At 72.2% G+C, this 20854-nt stretch carries 21 protein-coding genes; 6 read left to right on the plus strand and 15 right to left on the minus strand.

The genetic code is table 11. The annotated features are described in order from the left end of the window. The first annotated feature begins 29 nt into the window (after window positions 1-29). The gene (locus SVTN_RS09920) at window positions 30-665 is read left to right on the plus strand and encodes a TIGR03085 family metal-binding protein (RefSeq protein ID WP_041128746.1); all 636 of its coding nucleotides are present in this window, start codon (window positions 30-32) and stop codon (window positions 663-665) included. Window position 666: 1 nt separating this feature from the next. Here SVTN_RS09920 and SVTN_RS09925 read toward each other — a convergent pair whose 3' ends face one another. The 10 genes from SVTN_RS09925 to hisD all read right to left on the minus strand — a co-directional run bounded on the left by SVTN_RS09925 (window position 667) and on the right by hisD (window position 8347). Next, complete coding sequence (locus SVTN_RS09925; RefSeq protein ID WP_041128747.1) at window positions 667-1908, minus strand: MFS transporter; 1242 nt, start codon at window positions 1906-1908, stop codon at window positions 667-669. A 1-nt stretch (window position 1909) separates the two neighbouring features. Continuing rightward, window positions 1910-2497 carry an ArsR/SmtB family transcription factor gene (locus tag SVTN_RS09930; protein WP_041128748.1) on the minus strand — a complete coding sequence of 196 codons (588 nt, stop codon included), beginning with the start codon at window positions 2495-2497 and terminating at the stop codon, window positions 1910-1912. 118 nt (window positions 2498-2615) lie between these two features. Then, window positions 2616-3371 carry an imidazole glycerol phosphate synthase subunit HisF gene (hisF, locus tag SVTN_RS09935; RefSeq protein ID WP_041128749.1) on the minus strand — a complete coding sequence of 252 codons (756 nt, stop codon included), beginning with the start codon at window positions 3369-3371 and terminating at the stop codon, window positions 2616-2618. Further along, on the minus strand, window positions 3368-3766 hold the full coding sequence (locus tag SVTN_RS09940; RefSeq protein WP_041128750.1) for a RidA family protein: 399 nt from the start codon (window positions 3764-3766) through the stop codon (window positions 3368-3370). Before SVTN_RS09940 ends, hisF begins: the two co-directional genes overlap by 4 nt. After that, on the minus strand, window positions 3763-4488 hold the full coding sequence (gene priA / locus SVTN_RS09945; protein WP_041128751.1) for a bifunctional 1-(5-phosphoribosyl)-5-((5-phosphoribosylamino)methylideneamino)imidazole-4-carboxamide isomerase/phosphoribosylanthranilate isomerase PriA: 726 nt from the start codon (window positions 4486-4488) through the stop codon (window positions 3763-3765). The genes SVTN_RS09940 and priA overlap by 4 nt, the downstream gene beginning before the upstream one ends. Next, entirely contained in the window at window positions 4485-5132 is a 648-nt protein-coding gene (hisH, locus tag SVTN_RS09950; protein ID WP_041128752.1) for an imidazole glycerol phosphate synthase subunit HisH, read from the minus strand. Before hisH ends, priA begins: the two co-directional genes overlap by 4 nt. Then, a complete protein-coding gene (locus SVTN_RS44765) occupies window positions 5129-5293 on the minus strand; it encodes a hypothetical protein (protein WP_041128753.1) in 165 nt (54 codons plus the stop codon). Before SVTN_RS44765 ends, hisH begins: the two co-directional genes overlap by 4 nt. Before the next feature lie 2 nt (window positions 5294-5295). Then, window positions 5296-5889 carry an imidazoleglycerol-phosphate dehydratase HisB gene (gene hisB, locus SVTN_RS09960; RefSeq protein ID WP_030492957.1) on the minus strand — a complete coding sequence of 198 codons (594 nt, stop codon included), beginning with the start codon at window positions 5887-5889 and terminating at the stop codon, window positions 5296-5298. Further along, a complete protein-coding gene (locus tag SVTN_RS09965) occupies window positions 5886-6992 on the minus strand; it encodes a histidinol-phosphate transaminase (protein ID WP_041133748.1) in 1107 nt (368 codons plus the stop codon). The genes hisB and SVTN_RS09965 overlap by 4 nt, the downstream gene beginning before the upstream one ends. Window positions 6993-7003: 11 nt before the next feature. Continuing rightward, window positions 7004-8347, minus strand: coding sequence for a histidinol dehydrogenase (hisD, locus tag SVTN_RS09970; RefSeq protein ID WP_041128754.1), 1344 nt, complete (start codon window positions 8345-8347; stop codon window positions 7004-7006). Window positions 8348-8562: 215 nt separating this feature from the next. Here hisD and SVTN_RS09975 point away from each other — a divergent pair, with 215 nt between their 5' ends. The 4 genes from SVTN_RS09975 to ybaK all read left to right on the plus strand — a co-directional run bounded on the left by SVTN_RS09975 (window position 8563) and on the right by ybaK (window position 12766). Beyond that, window positions 8563-10176 carry a hypothetical protein gene (locus SVTN_RS09975; protein WP_041128755.1) on the plus strand — a complete coding sequence of 538 codons (1614 nt, stop codon included), beginning with the start codon at window positions 8563-8565 and terminating at the stop codon, window positions 10174-10176. Window positions 10177-10357: 181 nt separating this feature from the next. Further along, complete coding sequence (locus tag SVTN_RS09980) at window positions 10358-11395, plus strand: hypothetical protein (RefSeq protein WP_041128756.1); 1038 nt, start codon at window positions 10358-10360, stop codon at window positions 11393-11395. Between the two features lie 61 nt (window positions 11396-11456). After that, entirely contained in the window at window positions 11457-12194 is a 738-nt protein-coding gene (locus SVTN_RS09985; protein ID WP_041128757.1) for an LON peptidase substrate-binding domain-containing protein, read from the plus strand. Window positions 12195-12268: 74 nt separating this feature from the next. Beyond that, complete coding sequence (gene ybaK, locus SVTN_RS09990) at window positions 12269-12766, plus strand: Cys-tRNA(Pro) deacylase (protein WP_041128758.1); 498 nt, start codon at window positions 12269-12271, stop codon at window positions 12764-12766. A gap of 83 nt (window positions 12767-12849) precedes the next feature. On the opposite strand, the gene SVTN_RS09995 is transcribed toward ybaK, so the two are convergent. The 4 genes from SVTN_RS09995 to SVTN_RS10010 are packed head-to-tail and all read right to left on the minus strand — an operon-like array spanning window position 12850 to window position 16714. Then, window positions 12850-13488, minus strand: a complete 639-nt coding sequence (locus SVTN_RS09995; RefSeq protein ID WP_041128759.1) for a hypothetical protein — start codon at window positions 13486-13488, stop codon at window positions 12850-12852. Between the two features lie 34 nt (window positions 13489-13522). Beyond that, a complete protein-coding gene (locus tag SVTN_RS10000) occupies window positions 13523-14350 on the minus strand; it encodes an ABC transporter permease (protein ID WP_041128760.1) in 828 nt (275 codons plus the stop codon). Window positions 14351-14390: 40 nt separating this feature from the next. After that, entirely contained in the window at window positions 14391-15362 is a 972-nt protein-coding gene (locus tag SVTN_RS10005; protein WP_174518324.1) for an ABC transporter ATP-binding protein, read from the minus strand. Window positions 15363-15382: 20 nt separating this feature from the next. Further along, window positions 15383-16714 (minus strand): NYN domain-containing protein, encoded by a 1332-nt coding sequence (locus tag SVTN_RS10010; protein ID WP_041128762.1) that lies wholly within the window; start codon window positions 16712-16714, stop codon window positions 15383-15385. Window positions 16715-16929: 215 nt separating this feature from the next. Here SVTN_RS10010 and SVTN_RS44770 point away from each other — a divergent pair, with 215 nt between their 5' ends. Further along, window positions 16930-17103 (plus strand): hypothetical protein, encoded by a 174-nt coding sequence (locus SVTN_RS44770; RefSeq protein ID WP_167352201.1) that lies wholly within the window; start codon window positions 16930-16932, stop codon window positions 17101-17103. Between the two features lie 127 nt (window positions 17104-17230). Here the strand turns inward: SVTN_RS44770 and dnaE are convergent, their stop codons facing one another. Further along, complete coding sequence (gene dnaE, locus SVTN_RS10015) at window positions 17231-20770, minus strand: DNA polymerase III subunit alpha (RefSeq protein ID WP_041128763.1); 3540 nt, start codon at window positions 20768-20770, stop codon at window positions 17231-17233. Window positions 20771-20854 lie beyond the last annotated feature (84 nt).

Consider the following 20854-nt stretch of genomic DNA (forward strand, 5'->3'; position numbering starts at 1 on the left):
CCGGAGCCCCCGGTCGTACGCTGGCGGGCATGTCGACCCATGCGAAACGTGAACGGCTTCTGCTCGCCGATCTGTTGGAGGCGGCGGGCCCCGACGCACCCACGCTCTGCGAGGGCTGGCGGACCCGGGACCTCGCGGCCCATGTGGTGGTGCGGGAGCGGCGTCCGGACGCGGCGGCGGGTGCGGTCGTACCGGCGCTCAAGGAGCGGATGGACCGGGTGACGGCGGAGTTCGCCGACAAGCCGTACGAGGAGCTGATCCGGCTCATCCGTACGGGTCCGCCGAAGTTCTCGCCGTTCACCATCAAGCAGGTGGACGAGGGGGCGAACGTCGTCGAGTTCTACGTCCACGCGGAGGACGTACGCCGTGCCCAGCCCGACTGGTCGGCGCGGGAGCTCGACCCGGTCTTCGCGGACGCCCTCTGGTCCCGCCTGGAGCGGACGGCCCGGCTGCTCGGCCGCAAGGCCCCGGTGGGCCTGGTGCTGCGCCGTCCGAACGGCCAGACGGCGGTCGCCCACCGCGGCACCCCGGTGGTGACGGCCTCCGGGGAGCCGGGCGAGCTGATGATGTACCTGTACGGCCGCCAGGACTCGGCGAAGGTGGCCCTGGAGGGCGAGCCGGAGGCGATCGAGCGGCTGCGGGAGACGAAGCAGCTGGGGATCTGAGCTAGCGGGGCAGTTCGGCGCGGCGGAGGGCCGGGACCACGAGGGCGTACACGCCGGACAGGGCGCAGACCGCCGCGCTGACGACGAAGACCGGGCCGGGGCCCCAGAGGCCGATGGCCGCGCCGGTGACCGGGAAGCTCAGCGGGGCGATGCCGAGGCTGCCGAGGCTGGAGACGGCGCTCACCCGGCCGAGGTAGGCGGGGTCGCACTCGGTCTGGACGAGGGCGTTGCACAGGGCTCCGGAGAGCCCTGCGAGCAGGCCGATGGAGACCGCGACGAGGGCGGCGAGGGGCAGCTGGGGGACGTAGGCGAGGGCGCCGATCGATACGGCTCCGAGCACCATGGTCCAGCCCATGACGACCCCGGCCCGGGGTATGCAGCCCTTGACGGTCAGGAGCAGGGAGGCGCCGCCGGCGCCGATGCCGAAGCCGGCGAGGACCCAGCCGATGCCGGAGGCGCCCCAGCCGCGCTGGTCGGAGAGGACCGCGAGGCCGACGTTGAGGGGGCCCGCGAAGCCGAGGTCGGCGAGCAGGACGACGATCATCAGCGGGCCGAGCGCCTTGTGGCCGCGGAGATAGCGCAGGCCGTCGGCGAGGTCGCGCAGGGCGGTGCGGTCGGACGCCTCGTCCTCCTGCGGCAGCGGGCGGAGCTTGAGCGCGCCGAGCAGGGGCAGGGAGAGCGCGAAGAGGATCCCGGCGACGCCGAAGGCGGTGGCGGAGCCGCCGAGGGCGACGGCGAGGCCGCCCAGCGGGGCACCGAGGACGGCGCCGAGGCGGTACGAGAGACCGCGCATCCCCTGGACGCGGGCGAGCTGGTCGCGTTCGGCGATGCGGGGCGGCAGGGCGCCGACGGCGGGCAGGAAGACGGCGTCGACGACGCCGAAGACGAGGGCGACGGCGGCGAGCGCCCACAGGCCGGGCGAGGCGAGGAAGAGGGTCGCGGCCAGGCCGAGGACGACCAGGGCGCGGACGGTGTCTGAGGCGATGACGACCCGGCGCGGGCCGAGGCGGTCGGCGATCGCTCCCCCGACGAGCAGGAGCAGCGCGCGGGGCACGGCGGAGACGGCCATGACGAGCCCGGCCTGGGCGGGGGTGCCGCTGCTCACGGCGGTCCAGGAGAGGGCGAGGTAGAAGACGCTGTCGCCGAGGGTGGAGGCGGTGTAGGCGCCGAGCCAGCGCAGGACCTGGGGGCTGCGGTGGGCGGGGGCCGCCGTGGTGTCGGGGGTGCTCGCGAGGGTGGTCATCTCATCCCCTGTAGGGGAAGCCGTGGAGGTGGACGGCGACGTTCTCGCGGCCCTCGGTGTCGCCGGCTTCCTCGGCGGCGCGGGCCCGCTGGTCGTACTTCTCGAGGAGCGCGTCGAGTTCCTTGCCGAGGGCGGCGAGTTCGGCGGCGGTGAGGCGCGGCAGCCATTCGGAGCTGATCGAGGCGGCGCGCCACTCGTCGGACCAGGTGTGCCGCTCGTCGAGGAAGCGGGCGTACATCTGCTTGCGCTGCTCGTCGACCGTACGGCCGAAGGCGACGCTCGCGGCGGCGAGTTCGGGAGCGTCGCGGAGGTCTTCGTCGTGGACGCTGAAACCGTACGAGCTCGGCTGCCACCAGCGCTCGCGTCCGTCCGTCGACCGGTTCTCGGCCTCCTCGATGAGGCCGTGCTCGGCGAGCTTGCGCAGGTGGTAGCTGACGAGGGAGACGGCTTCGTCGACCTGCTCGGCGAGCTGGGACGCGGTGGCGGTACGGGCCACGAAGAGGGCGCGGTAGAGGCGCATCCGCAGCGGGTGCGAGATGGCTTTGAGGGTGCCGAGATCGGTGATCCGGCGGTTCTCCGACGAGGTCATGACACCGACCTTAGATGCGAAAGAAAACTTGCACAACAAAAATTGCGCAACTGATCCTGCACATCCGGGCAAGAAGAAGGGCCCCCGAAGGGGCCCTTCCCACAAGCGGAACGACGACTCAGCGAACCGGGTGACCGGCTTCCCGCAGCGTCTCCTTGACCTGCGAGATCCGCAGGTCGCCGAAGTGGAAGACGGAGGCCGCGAGCACCGCGTCCGCGCCCGCCGCGACGGCCGGCGGGAAGTCGGCGAGCTTGCCGGCGCCGCCGGAGGCGATCACCGGGACCGTCACGTGCTTGCGCACGGCCGCGATCATCTCGGTGTCGTAGCCGTCCTTCGTGCCGTCGGCGTCCATCGAGTTGAGCAGGATCTCCCCCGCGCCGAGCTCGGCGGCCCGGTGCGCCCACTCGACGGCGTCGATGCCGGTGCCCTTGCGGCCGCCGTGCGTCGTCACCTCGAAGGAGCCGGTGGAGGTACGGCGGGCGTCGACCGACAGGACGAGGACCTGGCGGCCGAAGCGCTCCGCGATCTCCTGGATCAGCTCGGGGCGCGCGATGGCGGCGGTGTTGACGCCCACCTTGTCGGCACCGGCCCGCAGCAGCTTGTCGACGTCCTCGGCCGAGCGGACGCCGCCGCCGACCGTGAGCGGGATGAAGACCTGCTCGGCGGTGCGGCGCACCACGTCGTAGGTGGTCTCCCGGTTGCCGGAGGAGGCGGTGATGTCGAGGAAGGTCAGCTCGTCGGCGCCCTCGGCGTCGTACAGCTTGGCCATCTCGACGGGGTCGCCCGCGTCGCGCAGGTTCTGGAAGTTGACGCCCTTGACGACCCGGCCGTTGTCCACGTCCAGGCAGGGAATCACGCGTACGGCGAGGCTCATGCGGCATCTCCCCTGTAGGCCTCGATCTCGACCTCGACGACCAGTCGCGGGTCGACGAAGCCGGAGACGATGATCATGGAAGCGGCGGGACGGACGGCGTCGAACAGCTCCTTGTGGGCGCGGCCGACCTCGTCCACGTCCCGGGCGTGGGTGATGTACATCCGGGTGCGGACGACGTCCTCGGGGCCGAGGTCCAGCTGCTTCAGGGCGTCGAAGGCCACGTTGAAGGAGTTGATGGCCTGTTCGTACGGGCCGCCGTCGGCGATCGCTCCGCCGACCACCGACGTACAGCCGGAGACCAGGACCGTGCCGTTCGGGAGCTCGACCGCGCGGGAGTAGCCGAACTGCTCCTCCCAGGGAGCGCCGGTGACGACCTTGCGGACCTCGGAGGTCACGACGCCACCGCCGCGAGCGCCTCTTCGAGGGTGAACGCCTTGGCGTACAGCGCCTTGCCGATGATCGCGCCCTCGACGCCCAGCGGGACCAGGCCGGACAGGGCCCGCAGGTCGTCCAGGGAGGACACGCCGCCGGAGGCGATGACGGGCTTGTCGGTGGCCGCGCAGACGTTCTTCAGGAGCTCCAGGTTGGGGCCCTGGAGGGTGCCGTCCTTGGCGATGTCGGTGACGACGTACCGGGAGCAGCCCTCGGAGTCGAGGCGGGCCAGCGTCTCGTACAGGTCGCCGCCGTCGCGGGTCCAGCCGCGGCCGCGCAGGGTCGTGCCGCGCACGTCGAGGCCGACGGCGATCTTGTCGCCGTACTGGGCGATGACCTTGGCGACCCACTCGGGGGTCTCCAGGGCGGCGGTGCCGAGGTTGACCCGGGTGCAGCCGGTGGCGAGGGCGGCGGCGAGCGAGGCGTCGTCGCGGATGCCGCCGGAGAGCTCGACCTTGATGTCCATGGCCTCGGTGACCTGACGGACCAGGTCACGGTTGTCGCCGGTGCCGAAGGCGGCGTCCAGGTCGACGAGGTGGAGCCACTCGGCGCCGGCGCGCTGCCAGGCCAGGGCGGCCTCGAGCGGAGAGCCGTAGGAGGTCTCGCTGCCGGACTCGCCGTGGACGAGGCGGACGGCCTGGCCGTCGCGGACGTCGACGGCGGGGAGGAGTTCGAGAGTGCTCACAGGGTTCCGATCCAGTTGGTGAGGAGCTGGGCGCCGGCGTCGCCGGACTTCTCGGGGTGGAACTGGGTCGCCCAGAGGGCGCCGTTCTCGACCGCCGCGACGAAGGGCTCGCCGTGGGTGGCCCAGCTGACCTTGGGGGCGCGGATGTTGGGGTTGCCGATCTCCAGGGTCCACTCGCGCACCGCGTAGGAGTGCACGAAGTAGTACCGGGCGTCGGCGTCGAGCCCCGCGAAGAGCTGGGTGCCGGCGGGGGCGTCGACGGTGTTCCAGCCCATGTGGGGGACGACGGGGGCGTTCAGCGGCTCGACCGTACCGGGCCACTCGTCGAGGCCCTCGGTCTCCACGCCGTGCTCGATGCCCTGGGCGAAGAGGATCTGCATGCCGACGCAGATGCCCATGACCGGGCGGCCGCCGGAGAGCCGGCGGCCGATGATCCAGTCGCCGCGGGCCTCCTTGAGGCCCTGCATGCAGGCGGAGAAGGCGCCGACGCCGGGGACGAGGAGCCCGTCGGCGTTCATGGCCCTGTCGTAGTCGCGGGTGATCTCGACGTCGGCGCCGACCCGGGCGAGCGCGCGCTCGGCGGAGCGCACGTTGCCGAAGCCGTAGTCGAAGACGACGACCTTCTTGGGAGAACTCGTGCTCATGACCACACGTCCAGACGCAGCACGCCGGCGGAGAGACACATCGCGGCGCCGATGGAGAGGAGCACGATGAGGCCCTTGGGCATCTGCTGTTTGACGAAGGAGTAGATGCCGCCGAGCAGGAAGAGCCCGACGAGGATCAGGATGGTGGAGAGGCCCGTCACGGTTACAGCGCGCCCTTCGTGGAGGGAAGGATTCCGGCGGCGCGCGGGTCCCGTTCGGAGGCGTAGCGCAGCGCGCGGGCGAGGGCCTTGAACTGGCACTCCACGATGTGGTGGGCGTTGCGCCCGTACGGCACGTGGACGTGCAGGGCGATCTGCGCCTGGGCGACGAAGGACTCCAGGATGTGCCGGGTCATCGTCGTGTCGTACGAGCCGATCATCGGCGCCATGTTCTCGGGCTCGGTGTGCACGAGGTACGGGCGGCCGGAGAGGTCGACGGTGACCTGGGCGAGCGACTCGTCCAGCGGGACGGTGCAGTTGCCGAAGCGGTAGATGCCGACCTTGTCGCCGAGGGCCTGCTTGAAGGCGGCGCCGAGCGCGAGGGCGGTGTCCTCGATGGTGTGGTGCGAGTCGATGTGCAGGTCGCCGTCGGTCTTGACGGTCAGGTCGAAGAGTCCGTGCCGGCCGAGCTGGTCGAGCATGTGGTCGTAGAAGCCGACCCCGGTCGACACGTCGACCTTTCCGGTGCCGTCGAGGTCGATCTCGACGACGACGGAGGTCTCCTTGGTGGTGCGCTCAACGCGGCCTACGCGGCTCATCGCTTCTGCTCCTTCATCAGTTCACGGACCGCGTCGAGGAACGCGTCGTTCTCTTCGGGGGTGCCGGCGGTGACCCGCAGCCATCCCGGTACGCCGTTGTCCCGGACCAGGACGCCCCGGTCGAGGATCGACTGCCAGGCCTCGTGCGCGTCGGGGAACTTCCCGAACTGCACGAAGTTGGCGTCGGAGTCGGTGACCTCGCAGCCGAGGGCGCGCAGCTCGGTGACGAGGCGGTCGCGCTCGGCCTTGAGCTGCTCGACGTACCCAAGGAGGGTGTCGGTGTGCTCCAGGGCGGCGAGCGCGGTGGCCTGGGTGACGGCCGAGAGGTGGTACGGCAGGCGGACCAGCTGGACGGCGTCGACGACGGCCGGGTGGGCGGCGAGGTAGCCGAGGCGGAGTCCGGCGGCGCCGAAGGCCTTGGACATGGTCCGGGAGACCACCAGGTTCGGGCGGCCCTCGATGAGGGGCAGCAGCGAGTCGCGGTGGCTGAACTCCACGTACGCCTCGTCCACGACGACCATGGAGGGCTTGGCCGCCTGGGCCGCCTCGTACAGGGCGAGGACGGTGCCCGCGCTCACGGCCGTGCCGGTGGGGTTGTTGGGCGAGGTGATGAAGACGACGTCCGGCGCGTTCTCGGCGATGGCCTGGACGGCCGCCTCGACGTCGATCGTGAAGTCCTCGTTGCGCGGTCCCGAGATCCAGCCGGTGCCGGTGCCGCGGGCGATCAGCGCGTGCATCGAGTACGAGGGCTCGAAGCCGATCGCGGTACGGCCGGGGCCGCCGAAGGTCTGCAGCAGCTGCTGGAGGACCTCGTTGGAGCCGTTGGCCGCCCAGACGTTCTCGACGCCGACGCGGTGCCCGCCGGTCCGGGTGAGGTAGGCGGCGAGCTCGGTGCGGAGCTCGATCGCGTCCCGGTCGGGGTAGCGGTTGAGGCCGCGGGCGGCCTCGGCGACCCGCTCCGCGATCCGGGCCACCAGGGGCTCGGGCAGCGGGTAGGGGTTCTCGTTGGTGTTCAGCTGGACGGGGACGTCGAGCTGGGGCGCGCCGTAGGGCGACTTGCCGCGCAGCTCGTCCCGGACGGGCAGGTCGTCGATCTGGATGATGCCGTTCTCGGTCACTTGCTCTCGGGGACCTTCCATCCGAACCGGGCCTTGATCGCGGCGCCGTGGGCGGGCAGGTCCTCGGCCTCGGCGAGGGTGACGACGTGGTGGGCGACGTCGGCGAGGGCGTCGCGCGTGTAGTCCACGATGTGCACGCCGCGCAGGAAGGACTGCACGGACAGGCCCGAGGAGTGGCAGGCGCAGCCGCCGGTGGGCAGGACGTGGTTGGAGCCGGCGCAGTAGTCGCCGAGCGAGACCGGCGCCCAGGGGCCGACGAAGATCGCGCCCGCGTTGCGGACGCGGTCGGCGACGGCGGCGGCGTCGGCGGTCTGGATCTCCAGGTGCTCGGCGCCGTACGCGTCGACGACCTTGAGGCCGTCGGCGAGGTCGTGGACGAGGACGATCGCGGACTGCCTGCCGGCGAGGGCCGGGACGATCCGGTCGTCGACGTGCTTGGAGGCGGCGACCTGGGTCTTCAGCTCGGCCTCGGTGGCGGCGGCCAGCTCGTCCGAGTCGGTGACGAGGACGGAGGCGGCCATCGGGTCGTGCTCGGCCTGGCTGATGAGGTCGGCGGCGACGTGCACGGGGTCGGCGGTGGAGTCCGCGAGGATCGCGATCTCCGTCGGGCCGGCCTCGGCGTCGATGCCGATGCGGCCCTTGAGGAGGCGCTTGGCGGCGGCCACGTAGATGTTGCCGGGGCCGGTGACCAGGTTGACGGGGGCGCAGCCGGGCTCGTCGGCGGTGCCTTCCGTGCCGTACGCGAACATGGCGATGGCCTGGGCGCCGCCGGCGGCGTAGACCTCGTCGACGCCGAGGAGGGCGCAGGCGGCGAGGATCGTCGGGTGCGGAAGGCCGCCGAACTCCTTCTGCGGCGGGGAGGAGACGGCCACCCCCTCGACGCCGGCCTCCTGGGCAGGGACGACGTTCATCACGACGGAGGACGGGTAGACGGAGCGGCCGCCCGGCACGTACAGGCCGACGCGCTCGACGGGGATCCACTTCTCGGTGACCGTGCCGCCGGGGACGACCTGGGTGGTGTGGGTGGTGCGGCGCTGCTCGCGGTGGACCATGCGGGCGCGCCGGATGGACTCCTCGAGGGCGGCACGGACGGGCGGGTCGAGCTCGTCGAGGGCGCGAGCGATCGCCTCGGCGGGGACGCGCAGGCTCGGGACGCGGACGCCGTCGAATTTCTCCCCGTAGTCGATCACTGCCGCCGCGCCATGATGCCGGACGTCCTCGCAGATCGGCCGCACCTTCTCCAGGGCGGCTTCCACGTCGAACTCGGCACGGGGCAGCAGGTCGCGCAGGGCGGAACCCTCGGGGAGGGTCTCACCGCGCAGATCGATTCGAGAGATCACGGGTCAATTCTCGCAGACGGCCTACAACGCCGGTCGCCCGTATCAGCAGCTGATACATGGCTATCACTGGCTGATACACGCCACGGTGGCGTCTCCTCGCCACTCCTGACCGTTAGCGTTCAGCCCGTCACACTGCGGGAAGAACGACTGTACGAATCCACGAGTCCCGGGAAGCGGAATCGTGGGAGCGCATCGGGGAGAGCGAGGGGGCGGCAGTGACCGAGCCGCACGAGGACGGGATGCCGGACGGTCTCACGGGCCCGGAGCGGGCCATGTGGCGGGCGTTCCGGATCGGCAGGACCTGTGATCTGACGGAGGGGACCGCGGAGCGGGACGACCCCTTCGGGGGACGGGAGTGGGGAGAGGAGCGGAGTGTCCGCGCCGACGTGGTGGCGCTGCTGCTGCTCGACGGGCCGCCGGCGCGGTCCGGGCGGGTGGCCGCGCTGAAGCTGCGCGGGGTCAGGATCACCGGCGTGCTGAACCTGGCGGGCGGGACGATAGGGCCGTACGTGGAGCTGCAGGGCTGCCGGTTCGACGGCGAGGTGGTGCTGCCCGAGGCCCGGTTCGGCACGCTGCGGATGGTCGAGTGCGCGCTGCCGCGCCTGGAGGCGGCTCGGCTGCACACGGAGGGGGACCTGCACCTGCCGCGCTGCCGGGTGCGCCGGGGCATCCGGCTGACGGACGCCCAGATCGGCACGGACCTGCTGCTCAACCAGATCCAGGTGTGGCCGGACCGGCGGGGGCGGGCGATCACGGCGGACGGGATGGTGGTCGCCCAGGACCTCCAGGCCGAGCTGATCGAGGCCCACGGCGAGCTGAGCCTGCGCGGGGCGAAGGTGGGGGTCTCGCTCAGCCTGCGGGGCAGCGTGCTGCGCGGCGCGCAGGGCCGCCGCGCGCTGAACGCCCCGCAGCTGACGGTGGAGCGCTCGCTCTATCTGAACGCTGCCTGGGTGTACGAGGGGACGGCGGGCTCGGGCCGGGCGGGGCACACGACGGCCACCCCGCCGTACGGGGTGACGCCCGCCCAGGGCACCCGCCGCAAGCCGGTGGAGTGCCACGGCGGGGTGCGGCTCGACGACGGCCGGTTCGGTGACGCGGTGGACCTGCACAGCGCCCGCTTCCTGCTGAACGGCGCGCGGCGGGACGAGCTGTCGCTGCGCCGGATCGTCACCCCGGAGCTGCGGTTCAACGGCGAGCGCCCGGAGGAGGGGCGGGTGGTGCTCAACGGCGCGAAGGTCATCACCCTCATCGACCTGTCGACCAGCTGGCCGGGGCCCGGCGGGCTCGCGATGGGCGGCTTCGTCTACGAGAACCTCGTGCCGTACGGGCACTTCCCGCTGGCCCGGCGCCTGGAGTGGGTGGCGGCGGCGACCCCGGAGTACGCCCCCGAGCCGTACGAGCGGCTCGCGACGGTCCTGCGGAACAGCGGGGAGGACGCCGACGCCCGCGAGGTGCTGCTCGCCAAGCAGCGGCGCAGACGGGAGACCCTGCCGATCGCGGGGAAGCTGTGGGGGTACCTCCAGGACTGGACCGTGGCGTACGGCTACCGGCCGGGCCGGGCGGCGCTGTGGATGGCCGTGCTGTGGGCGGCGGGCACGGTGGTCTTCTCCCACTACCGCCCGATACCGATGAAGGCGGACGAGGGACCCGAGTGGAACGGCACGCTGTACGCGCTCGACCTGCTGCTGCCCGTGATCACCCTGGGCCAGGACGGCTACTGGCGACTCGAGGGCATCTGGCAGTGGGTGGCGGCGGTGCTGATCCTCCTCGGCTGGATCCTGGCGACGACGGTGGCGGCGGGTGCGACCCGACTGCTGCGGAGGGGGTGAGGGCGGTGCTCCCGCAGAAGGGGTGAGGTCCGTGCTCCCGCAGAGAGGGTGCGGGCGGTGCTCCCGCGGAGAGGGTGTGGGCCGTGCTCCCGCAGAAGGGGTGAGAGTGCTGTCACCGCCGGGTGAGGGTGCTGTCGCGACCTGGTGATGCGGCTGCCGCGGCGGGCCGGACCGAGAGACAATGCACAGCACCATGTCCATGCTCCGCGCCCTGGTCGGCACCCTCCGCTCGGCCCGGCACGCACCACGGCTCGCCGCGGCGCTCGTGCCGGACGACGCCGTGCTGCTCGACGCCCCGGACGAGCGGCTCGCCCCGGCCCTGGTCGCCGCCGCCCTCGGCGATCCGGAGCCCGCGGCGAAGCTGCTCGCCACCACCCGGGACGCCGGCGAGTGGGAGGACCGCGACCGGTACGTCACCCGGCTCGCCACCTTCGCGTACAACAGGGGCGACTGGCTCACCCGGTGGGTCTCCGCCGCGTCCCGGGATCCCGACGCCCTCCTCGTCACGGCGCAGCTCGCCGTCCGCAGGGCCTGGGAGTCCCCGGCGCGGGCCGAGCGGCTGCGCGAGCTCGCCCCGCTGGTCCAGGAGATCGCCGGGGAGGCTCCGCACGATCCGGTGCCGTGGCGCCTCGCCCTGGACCACGCGCGCGGGACGCACGCCGGGCCCGGGGTGTTCGAGTCGCTGTGGGAGCAGGCCGTGCGCCGCTCCCCGCACCACTACGGCTGCCACGTCGCCGCCCTGAAGTACCTCTCCGCGCAGTGGTACGGCTCGCACCGCGCCGCGTTCGACTTCGCCGAGCAGGCCGCCGACGACGCCGCCCCGGGCTCGCTCGTCGGGGCGCTGCCGGTCCGCGCGGCGTACGACGTGCTCCGGGCGCCGACGGGTCCCGACAGGTTCGTGCCCATCGCCAGGGTCGACCGGGCGGTGGCCCGCGCCCTGGCCCTGTCGGCGGCGTTCCCGGCGGGCGACCCGTGGCCGGCCGAGGTCCGCAACCTGCTCGCGTACGTGCTCGTGGAGCGGGCGCGCTGGGAGGAGGCGTGGGGGGAGTTCGGGCGGATCGGCCCGTACGCGACCTCGTTCCCCTGGGGTGCCGCGCGGGGTGCCGCCCCTGCGGATCCCCTTCTCCGGTTCCTGGCCGCGCGGGACCGGGTACGGGGCGAACTGGCCCGCCGGACACCGCTGGGGCCCGTCCGGCGGACCGGGGTCGGACACCGCTGAGGGGCACCGGTCCCGGAAGGGCCGGACGGGGCGGGCCCGTCGGCCATTAGGCTTGGCGGCTGTGACCACCGCTCGCCTGCCTCTCTTCCCGCTCAACGCGGTGCTGTTCCCCGGCCTCGTGCTGCCGCTGAACGTCTTCGAGGAGCGTTATCGCGCCATGATGCGCGAGCTGCTCACGATCGACGCCTCGGAGCCGCGCCGCTTCGCCGTCGTCGCCATCCGCGACGGCCGCGAGGTCGCGCCGACGGCTCCGGGCATGCCGGACCAGACGGCGCTGCCGGAGAAGGGCCCGGCGGCGGGCTTCGGCTCCGATCCCATCCAGTCCTTCCACCGGGTGGGCTGCATCGCCGACGCGGCGTCGATCCGGGAGCGCGCCAACGGCAGCTTCGAGGTGATGGCCACCGGGACGACCCGGGTGAAGCTGCTGTCGGTCGACGCGAGCGGGCCGTTCCTGACGGCCGAGGTCGAGGAGATCCCCGAGGAGCAGGGCGAGGAGGCGGGCACGCTCGCCGAGGGCGTGCTGCGGGCCTTCCGCAGCTATCAGAAGCGCCTCGCGGGGGCCCGGGAGCGTTCGCTGACGACGAGTGAGCTGCCGGACGAGCCCTCCGTGGTCTCGTACCTGGTCGCGGCTGCGGCGGTGCTCGACACCCCGTCGAAGCAGCGGCTGCTCCAGGCGCCGGACACGGCGACCCGGCTGCGCGAGGAGCTGACGCTGCTGCGCGCGGAGACCGCGGTGCTGCGGCATCTGCCGTCGCTGCCGGCGGTGGACCTGACGAAGGCCCCGACGTACCCGAACTGAGCGGGCCCCCGACGTAACCGAACCGCCCCGGCCCCGGCCGGACGGACCGAGCCGACCGAGTCGAGGAAGAGCGCGTGGCGAAGAAGCAGAAGAAGAACAGCGGGGGCACTCCGGCGACGGTGGCCCTGGCGGCGGCCGGCACCCCGTTCACCCTGCACGCGTACGAGCACGACCCGGCCTCCCCCTCGTACGGCGAGGAGGCGGCGGAGGCCCTCGGCGTCTCCCCCGACCGGGTGTTCAAGACGCTGGTCGCGGACGTCGACGGCGAGCTGACGGTCGCGGTGGTCCCGGTGGCGGGCCAGCTGGACCTGAAGGCCCTCGCCTCGGCGGTCGGCGGGAAGCGGGCCGCGATGGCCGACCCGGCGGCGGCGGAGCGCACCACGGGGTACGTCCGGGGCGGCATCTCCCCGCTGGGCCAGCGCAAGCGGCTCCGTACCGTCCTCGACTCCTCGGCCTCGGAGCACGCGACCGTCTGCATCTCGGCGGGCCGCCGCGGCCTGGAGGTGGAGCTCTCCCCCGCGGACCTGGCCGCCCTCACCTCGGCGGTCGTGGCCCCGATCGGCCGCGCCTGACGCCAGGGCCCGTCTTCCGGATCAGGCTCCGCGAGCCCGGCACGATCCGAGGGACGGGCCCTGGGCGCGGCCTTGCCGGGTCGTCAGTGGGTGCCCGGGCCCTGCGTGTACGGCTTCGGCTGTCCCCAGTGCTCCGGTTCCGGGTCGCGCGGTCCGAAGACGGCCGTCAGCGCGAGGTGCACGATCATGGCGGCGAGCGGCCAGGCCAGCATCGCGGCGGCCGCCAGGTTCAGTTCGAGCGGCGCCTCGAAGGTGACGTTGGGGCCGACCGCCTTCGCGTGGGCGACCACGTCGTCGGTGGGGCCGAAGCTCGTCCCGATCCACCAGGCGAGCAGCGAGCCCAGGCCGCCGCCGAGCGCCAGGCCGAGGACGAGCGGGACGCCGCCCTTGCGGCGCAGCAGGAAGACGACGAGCGCGGCGACCGCGCCGAAGGCAAGGGCGAGGAGGACGAACGTTCCGTCGGCGCCGATCGCCTGCTCCCCCTCCGAGTTCCGGAGGTAGACGCCCTTGCCGTCCGAGATGAGCAGGACGCGCGGGGCCAGGTTCAGCCACAGCACTCCGAGCAGCGCCCCCGCGAGCGCGGAGACGAGGGTCACCAGCAGGCCCTGTACGACCTCGGCCGCCGTGATCGGGTCCCCGGCCGGGCCCGCCGGCGGCGGGGGCGGCGGGGGCCGGTCGGGATCGTGCGGCGGCTGGTGAGGCGGAGTCAGAGGTGCGGTCACCCCGCCATCGTGCCAGGTGTCCCTGTGGCCCGCCTCAGCGGACGGCGGCCCGCCGGTAGGCCCAGGTCGCGACGGCGAGCGAGACGACGCCGACCGCCCCGCACACGGCGAGGTCGACGGCGACGGCCGCCCAGTCGGGATGCGGGTCGAAGGTGCGGGCCAGGGCCTCCACGCCGTACGTGGACGGCAGCAGGTCCCGCGCCCAGCCGATCGGCCCCGGCAGCCGCTCGGCGGGGAGGACCCCGAGGAGCAGGGCCGCCGACATGCCGAGCTGGCCCAGGAGGGTGGCCAGCTCCTGGCGGGGTGCGAGGAGCCCGAGGGCCGCGCCGAGCCCGGCGAGCGCCGCCCCGGCGAGCGGGACGACGGCGGCGAGGATCCACAGGTGGCCGAGCGGCAGCCCGAAGAGGACGGAGCCGGCGACGGCGGTGACGGCGGTCCCGGGCACGGTGAAGGAGGCGTACGCCCCGGCCGCGCCGAGCACGACGGCGGCGGGCGGCACGGGCAGGGTGGCGTAGTGGTCGAGGCCGCCGCCGGCCCGCAGCTGCCCGAAGTACTGGGCGAGCAGGTTGAGCGCGACGAAGGCGACGACGAGGACGGTGGAGCCGGCCACGACGGCGCGCGCCTCGGAGCCGCCGTCGACGACCCCGCGCATCAGGACCATGATCCCGATCGACTGGAAGGTGGCGACGAAGAGCAGCGGGATGCGGGCCACGCGGGCGCGGGAGAGCTGCGCGCGGTAGACGGCGGCCAGGGCCGGGAGGACCCGGGCGCGGGGGGCGAGGGGCGCGGCGCCGTCGTCCGCGTCCCGGCTCGCGGCGGGGAGCGCGCCGGTCGGCAGGACCTCGGCGGGCAGGGTGCTCACTGCGTACGGCTCCTGAAGGTCACGTGCGGTCGGTCCGGGGTCACGCCTTCACCAGTCCTTCGGTCGCGCCGCCCAGGGCGAGGTACACGTCCTCCAGGCTGGGCGTGGCCAGGGTGAAGTCGTCGAGCGCGGCGAACGCGGCCCCGCCGGTGACGGTGGCGACGGCCGCGCGGGCCTCGTCGGGGGCGAGCCGGAGGTTCCAGCGGCGTCCGGTCTCCTGGGCGAGGCCGCGGAGGGCGGCGACCTCGGGCAGGTGGAGCGGCGGCGCGTCGCGCCACACCAGCTCGACGCGGACCTCGCCGGCGACCCGTTCCTTGAGTCCGGCGGGGGTGTCGCAGGCGATGACCCGGCCGCGGTCGATGACGGCGACCCGGTCGAGGACGGTCTCGGCCTCGATGACGTTGTGGGTGACGAGGAGCACGGTGGTGCCGTGTTCGGCGCGGCGCCGGTCGACGGCGGCCCAGACGGCGCGCCGGGCGACGGGGTCCATGCCGGTGGTGGGTTCGTCGAGGACGAGGACGGGCCTGCGGCCGACGAGCGCGGCGGCGAAGCAGGCGAGGCGCCGCTGTCCGCCGGAGAGCTTCTTGAGGGGACGGCCGGCGATCTCGCCGAGGCCGAGCTCGTCCAGGACGGCGTCGCGCTCGGCGCGGGCGTCGTGGGCGGTGAGGCCGCGGAGCCGTCCGGTGGTCTCGGCGGCGAGGGAGACGGTCAGCTCGTCGAGGGCGGTGGACTCCTGGCCGAGGTAGGCGAGGAGCCGGGCCGCCCGCTCGGGGTGGCGCACGAGGTCGTGGCCGAGGAGTTCGACGGTGCCGGAGTCGGGGCGCATGAGGCCGGTGAGCTGGCGGACGAGGGTGGACTTGCCGGCACCGTTGGGGCCGAGCAGGCCGAAGATCTCGCCGCCGCGCACGTCGAGGCTGATCCCGTCGGTGGCCCGCACCTCGGGGGTCGCGGGCGCGCCGCGCCGGCCGCGCGTGGCGGGGTACGTCTTGACCAGATCCCGCACCACGCACACCGTACTCACGGAGAAAGAGATTACGGGGTCGCCGGGCCCGCTCCGGGCGCGGGGGCGTGTTCGGCGGCGGTCCGGACGTCGATCTCGCGCCAGAATCCGGCCCGGATCGCGTACCGGTCGTGCTCGTCGATCTGGTCGTCCTTGTGGGCGAGAAGTCCGAAACGGGCGGCGTAGCGGAGGAGTTCTCCGTCGATGCGGTGCGGGATGCGCGGGTAGAGGGTGGAGAGCTTCTGGACGTGGCTCTGCTCGGGGAGCCGTTCCATCCAGCGGCGGGCGAACACCTGTCCGACCTCGAAGGGGTCGCCGCCGACGGTCGTGATGTCCTCCTCGCGGTCGGCCCAGCGCTGCTCCGCGCTGGTGAGCGTGGCGAGGGTGGGCAGGGTGGCGGTCTCGGCCGGTTCGCCGAAGGCGGGGGCGGGGCGCTCGATCCAGCCCCGGTCGGAGGACCAGCGGAGCGCGCTCGCGCCCTGCGGGACGGGGGTGGCCTGGGTGCCGGGTCCGCGCAGTCCCGCGAGGTCCTTGGGGGTGGGGACGCCCTTGCCCGTCGCCGGGGAGGGGACGCCCGCGCCGTGGGCGTGCGCGTCGTCGCCCGCGTGACCGTTGGTGCGGACGTGACCGTTGGTGTGCAGGTGGTCGTGGCCGCCGTCGCCGTTCGCGTCGGCGGGGGCCACGGCGGCGGCCGCCTCGGCGGCCCGTTCGGCGGAGGCGGCGAGGGCCGTCTCGGGCAGCGGCGCGGAGAGGATGGCGGCGATCTCGGGGCGCGGGGCGGGCGGCGGGGCGCAGATGCCGGTGAGGTCCTTGGCGCGGACGGCGCGGGTGATCCAGGCCCGGTCGAGGACCCGCCGTTCGTCGGCCTCGGCGACGAGGTCCTCGGACTGGTTGTAGTCGCCGTCGGCGGCCTGGACGGCCCACAGGTGGACGGCGACGCCGTGCTCCTTGGCCGACATGAGGCCGGGCAGCAGGTCGCCGTCGCCGGTGACGAGCACGATGTCGGAGCAGGCCCTGTTCCGGGCGAGCTCGGTCAGCTCGGTGTGCATGGCCGCGTCGACGCCCTTCTGCGCCCAGCGTCCGTCGCTCCTGGTCAGGGCGCCGAGCCGGACGGTGACCCGGGGCATCACGCGCAGCCTGCGGTGCTCGGGCTGGGGCACCCGGTCGGGCGCGCCGTCGAACCAGTAGATCCGCAGGAGGGGCAGCCCGGTCTCGGCCTCGGCGCGCTGCCGCAACTGCTGGATCAGGCCGGCGTGGTCGACGGTGATCCTGGAGCGGGCCGGTTCCCCGGCGAGGAGACTGGCGGCGGCGCCCAGCAGGTAGCCGGCGTCCACCAGGACGACGCAGCGGTCCACGTGTTCCACCCTCTTTCGGGAGCCTCGGGTTCGAAAGGGTGCTTCGGGTTCCTTCGAGTCTGCCCGACGGCCAGGTGCTTGACGTCCGGAACTGGATCATCGGCGTGGCGAGTGTCACGCCCGCTCGACCTCTACGCTCCGTAATGATCCAACATGCGGCGGTTCGTGCCGTATGTGAGTCTGACAGCGGCCCTGGCCCCTAGTCCCTTTGAGGAGGCATCCCCATGGCCAAGAACCGCAACCAGAACCGCAGTCAGAAGCAGCAGTCGCCGGCCGAGCGCGGTCAGCAGCAGGCGCAGCAGTCGGCGATGGAGTCGCAGGCCGAGCAGCGCGCGAGCCAGGTCACCCCCGGTGACATGGCCCGCAAGGGTCGCCAGAAGCGCTTCGGTCACAACTGACGCGACCGGACTGCACGGCAAAGGGGCGCGCCCGTGACGACGGGCGCGCCCCTTGCGCGTGCGTGAAGGCCGGTGCGGTTCGTGAAGGCCGGCGCGGTTAAAGCCCCGGCACGGTTGTGGAACCGGGTCAGCCGGCCAGGCAGGACGGGCCGAGCAGCACCTTCAGGTCGCCGAAGAGCGCCGGATCGGCGGTCACCCGGTGCCGGTCGAGCCGCAGCACGGTGGTGGTGCGGGGGCCCTGGAGCTTGATCCGCACCTCGGTGTTGCCCTTGTGGTGCTTGAGGATCTCGCCGAGCCTGCTGACCATCGGCGGGGTCACCTTCACCGTCGGGATGGTGAGGACCACCGGCGCGTTGGTCCCGGCGTTCGACAGGTCGGGGACCATCAGCTCCATGGCGACGAGGCGGGGCACGTCCTCGCGCTTGTCGAGCCGTCCCTTGACGAAGACGACCGTGTCCTCGACCAGCTGGGTGGAGACCAGCTGGTACGTGGCCGGGAAGAACATGCACTCGATGGAGCCGGCCAGGTCCTCGACGGTGGCGATCGCCCAGGCGTTGCCCTGCTTGGTCATCTTGCGCTGGAGGCCGGAGATGATGCCGCCGATGGTGACGACCGCGCCGTCGCCGTGCTCGCCGCCGGTCAGCTGGGAGATCGACGCGTCCGTCTTGTCGGACAGGACGTGCTCGATGCCGAAGAGCGGGTGGTCGGAGACGTAGAGGCCGAGCATCTCGCGCTCCTGGGCGAGCAGGTACGACTTCTCCCACTCGACGTCGGAGAACTCGACGTCCAGGCCGAAGCCGGGCTCGTCGCTCGCCTCGTCGCCCATCCCGCCGAAGAGGTCGAACTGCCCCTCGGCCTCCTTGCGCTTGACCGCCACCACGTTGTCGATCATGGGTTCGTGGTGGGCGACCAGGCCCTTGCGGGTGTGGCCCATCTCGTCGAAGGCGCCGGCCTTGATCAGCGACTCGACGGTCCGCTTGTTGCAGACGACGGCCTCGACCTTGTCGAGGAAGTCGGGGAAGGAGGAGTACTTCCCCTTGGCCTTGCGCGTCTTGATGATCGACTCGACGACGTTGGTGCCGACGTTCCGGATGGCGGAGAGGCCGAAGAGGATCACGTCGTCGCCCTGGGCGGCGAAGTTCGACTCGGACTCGTTCACGTTGGGCGGCAGGACCTTGATGCCCATGCGGCGGCACTCGTTGAGGTAGACCGCGGACTTGTCCTTGTCGTCCTTGACCGAGGTGAGCAGTCCCGCCATGTACTCGGCGGGGTGGTTGGCCTTGAGGTAGGCGGTCCAGTAGGAGACCAGGCCGTACGCGGCGGAGTGCGCCTTGTTGAAGGCGTAGCCGGCGAAGGGGACCAGGACGTCCCAGAGGGCCTGGATGGCCTCGTCGCTGTAGCCGTTCTTCTTGGCTCCGGCCTGGAAGATGGTGAAGTTCTTCGCCAGCTCCTCGGGCTTCTTCTTGCCCATGACGCGGCGGAGGATGTCGGCCTCGCCGAGCGAGTAGCCGGCGATGATCTGGGCGGCCTTCTGCACCTGCTCCTGGTACACGATGAGGCCGTAGGTGACCGCGAGCACCTCTTCGAGCGGCTTCTCCAGCTCGGGGTGGATCGGGGTGATCTCCTGCTGGCCGTTCTTGCGCAGGGCGTAGTTCGTGTGCGAGTTCATGCCCATCGGGCCCGGCCGGTACAGGGCGGACACGGCGGAGATGTCTTCGAAGTTGTCGGGCTTCATCAGCCGCAGCAGCGAGCGCATGGGGCCGCCGTCGAACTGGAAGACGCCGAGGGTGTCACCGCGCTGGAGCAGTTCGAAGGTCTTGGGGTCGTCGAGCGGCAGCGCCAGGAGATCGATGTCGATCCCCTTGTTGGACTTCACCATCTTGACGGCGTCGTCCATGATCGTGAGGTTGCGCAGGCCGAGGAAGTCCATCTTCAGCAGGCCGAGCGACTCGCAGCTCGGGTAGTCCCACTGCGTGATGGTGACGCCGTCGGTGTGCCGCACCCAGATCGGGGCGTGGTCGACGATGGGCTCGCTGGACATGATCACGCCGGCGGCGTGCACGCCCATCTGGCGGACCAGGCCCTCGACGCCCTTGGCGGTGTCGATGACCTTCTTGACGTCCGGCTCGTTCTCGTACATCGCGCGGATCTCGCCGGCCTCGCTGTAGCGCGGGTGCGAGGGGTCGGTGATGCCGTTGAGGTCGATGCCCTTGCCGAGGACGTCGGCGGGCATGGCCTTGGTGAGCCGGTCGCCCATGGCGTACGGGTAGCCGAGGACGCGCGCGGAGTCCTTGATGGCGTTCTTCGCCTTGATCTTTCCGTACGTGCCGATCATGGCGACCTTGTCGGCGCCGTACTTCTCCGTCACGTACCGGATCACCTCGACGCGCCGACGCTCGTCGAAGTCGATGTCGACATCGGGCATCGAGATGCGCTCGGGGTTGAGGAAGCGCTCGAAGATCAGGCCGTGCGGGATCGGGTCGAGGTCGGTGATGCCCATGGCGTACGCGACGATCGAGCCGGCCGCGGAGCCTCGGCCGGGGCCCACGGCGATGCCCTGCTTCTTCGCCCACATGATGAAGTCGGCGACGACGAGGAAGTAGCCGGGGAAGCCCATCGAGATGATGGTGTCCATCTCGTACTCGACCTGCTTGAGCCGGTCCTCGGGGATGCCCCCGGGGAAGCGGCGGTGCATGCCGCGCATGGTCTCCTCGCGGAACCAGGAGACCTCGGTGTAGCCCTCGGGGATGTCGAACTTCGGCATGAGGTTCTTGGCCTCGAACATGCCGGTGGTGTCGACCTGCTCCGCGACCAGGAGGGTGTTGCGGCAGCCCTCCTGCCAGGCGTCCGAGGAGTCGACGGCGTACATCTCGTCCGTGGACTTCAGGTAGTAGCCGGTGCCGTCGAACTTGAAGCGGTCCGGGTCCGAGAGGTTCTTGCCGGTCTGGATGCACAGCAGGGCGTCGTGGGCGGTGGCCTCGTGCGCGTACGTGTAGTGCGAGTCGTTGGTGACCAGCGGCGGGATGCCGAGCTTCTTGCCGATCTCCAGGAGTCCGTCGCGGACCCGGTGCTCGATCTCGATGCCGTGGTCCATCAGCTCCAGGAAGTACCGGTCCTTGCCGAAGATGTCCTGGTACTCGGAGGCGGACTTCAGGGCCTCGTCGAACTGGCCGAGGCGGAGGCGGGTCTGCAGCTCGCCGGAGGGGCAGCCGGTGGAGGCGATCAGGCCCTCGGACCACTGGGAGATGGTCTCCTTGTCCATCCGGGGCCACTTCTGCAGCCAGCCCTCGGCGTACGCGTCGGAGGAGAGCTTGAAGAGGTTGTGGAGTCCGGTGGAGTTGGCCGCCCAGATCGTCTTGTGGGTGTAACCGCCGGAACCGGAGACGTCGTCCCGCTTCTGGTGCGGCTGGCCCCACTGGATCTTCCGCTTGTTGCGCCGGGACTCGGGCGCCACGTACGCCTCGATGCCGATGATCGGCGTCACACCGGCCTTCTTCGCGCTGTGGAAGAAGTCGTACGCCCCGTGCAGGTTGCCGTGGTCGGACATGGCGATGTGGGTCATGCCCATCTCGTTGCACGCGTTGAACATGTCCTTCAGCCGCGCGGCACCGTCCAGCAGCGAGTACTGGGTGTGGACGTGGAGGTGCGTGAAGGGCGGCCTGGTCACAGTGGGGATGCCTCCGACGATGCTGTGGTCCTCTGGGGAGCGACCCCCAGGCCCCCGATGAATTTCTGGGGGGACAGCGTGGAA

It is taken from the genome of Streptomyces vietnamensis (assembly GCF_000830005.1).
GTDB lineage: Bacteria > Actinomycetota > Actinomycetes > Streptomycetales > Streptomycetaceae > Streptomyces > Streptomyces vietnamensis.

Bases quoted from the DNA above. Each gene is read 5' to 3' on its own strand.
- SVTN_RS09930 (WP_041128748.1), bottom strand. From the start codon at position 2,497: ATGACCTCGTCGGAGAACCGCCGGATCACCGATCTCGGCACCCTCAAA.
- hisB (WP_030492957.1), bottom strand. From the start codon at position 5,889: ATGAGCCGCGTAGGCCGCGTTGAGCGCACCACCAAGGAGACCTCCGTC.
- SVTN_RS09920 (WP_041128746.1), top strand. From the start codon at position 30: ATGTCGACCCATGCGAAACGTGAACGGCTTCTGCTCGCCGATCTGTTG.
- SVTN_RS09925 (WP_041128747.1), bottom strand. From the start codon at position 1,908: ATGACCACCCTCGCGAGCACCCCCGACACCACGGCGGCCCCCGCCCAC.
- hisH (WP_041128752.1), bottom strand. From the start codon at position 5,132: ATGAGCACGAGTTCTCCCAAGAAGGTCGTCGTCTTCGACTACGGCTTC.
- hisF (WP_041128749.1), bottom strand. From the start codon at position 3,371: ATGAGCCTCGCCGTACGCGTGATTCCCTGCCTGGACGTGGACAACGGC.
- SVTN_RS09980 (WP_041128756.1), top strand. From the start codon at position 10,358: ATGCACAGCACCATGTCCATGCTCCGCGCCCTGGTCGGCACCCTCCGC.
- SVTN_RS44770 (WP_167352201.1), top strand. From the start codon at position 16,930: ATGGCCAAGAACCGCAACCAGAACCGCAGTCAGAAGCAGCAGTCGCCG.